General features: G+C 44.2%; 1 protein-coding gene. It reads left to right on the top strand.

The window, feature by feature from the left end; genetic code table 11:
• The first annotated feature begins 965 nt into the window (after nt 1-965).
• Entirely contained in the window at nt 966-1,187 is a 222-nt protein-coding gene (locus QUA16_RS34205) for a hypothetical protein (protein ID WP_333181705.1), read from the top strand.
• Nucleotides 1,188-1,243 lie beyond the last annotated feature (56 nt).

Genomic DNA, 1,243 nt, shown 5'->3' with positions numbered 1-1,243 from the left:
TTGAGCAACAGCTTGCCTGAGATTCAAAGGTGGCTACTTTTAGCTGCGCTCATTTTTTAGTCTAAACTACAGTTATTTACTTTCCAGTGGCTAGCACGATGTTCGGGATCAATTTGATTTTTAACCGCAGATGTACGCAGATTAACGCGGATAATTCTTGATTTATTGAAATTTTGTGGTTTTGACTGCAATACGAAAAAAAAACCCGGCCAAAATTGGTCGGGAGTTAATTAATCAGGGTGCATCTACTAATTTAGTCTCCGGTTCGAGGTGCACCTGTTCGGGACATTTTGGGAAAATTTAGGAGAATTCCTGGTTTGGGGTGCGATCGCCAAAAAAAACCCGGCCAAAATTGGTCGGGAGTTAATTAATCAGGGTGCATCTACTAATTTAGTCTCCGGTTCGAGGTGCACCTGTTCGGGACATTTTGGAAAAATTTGGGGAAATTCCTGGTTTGGGGTGCGATCGCCAAAAAAAACCCGGCCAAAATTGGTCGGGAGTTAATTAATCAGGGTGCATCTACTAATTTAGTCTCCGGTTCGAGGTGCACCTGTTCGGCACAGTTTGGGAAAATTTTGGGAAATTCGTGGTTTGGGGTGTGATCGCCAAAAAAAAACCCCAAACCAAAATTGGCGGGGAGTTAATTAATCAGGGTGCATCTACCAATTAAGCTTCCTGAGAATTCCCGCGCAATCCGGACAACCTCAAACTTTATTCAGCATCACCGTCGATATCGCCAAAAAAAAACCCCAAACCAAAATTGGCGGGGAGTTAATTAATCAGGGTGCATCTACCAATTAATCTTCCTGAGAATTCCCGCGCAATCCGGACAACCTCAAACTTTATTCAGCATCACCGCCGATACCGCAAAAAAAAACCCCAAACCAAAATTGGTCGGGAGTTATTTAATCAGGGTGCATCTACTAATTTAGTCTCCGGCTTCACAGCACCTCTTTCAGGACACTTTGGCAGAAATTAGGAGAATTTTTGGCGAGGGCGGGCGATCGCTCAAAAAAAAACCCCGAACCAAAATTGGTCGGGAGTTAATTAATCAGGGTGCATCTACTAATTTAGTCTCCGGCTTCACAGCACCTCTTTCAGGACACTTTGGCAGAATTTGCGATAATTTGTGGCGAGGGCGGGCGATCGCTCAAAAAAAAACCCGGCCAAAATTGGTCGGGAGTTAATTAATCAGGGTGCATCTACTAATTTAGTCTCCGGCTTCACAGCACCTCTTTCAGGA

It is taken from the genome of Microcoleus sp. S13_C3 (assembly GCF_036700905.1).
In the GTDB taxonomy this organism is placed as follows: Bacteria; Cyanobacteriota; Cyanobacteriia; order Cyanobacteriales; family Microcoleaceae; genus Microcoleus.
The sequence above is the reverse complement of the archived record's forward strand: the minus strand, read 5'-3'. Positions and strand labels throughout refer to the sequence as shown.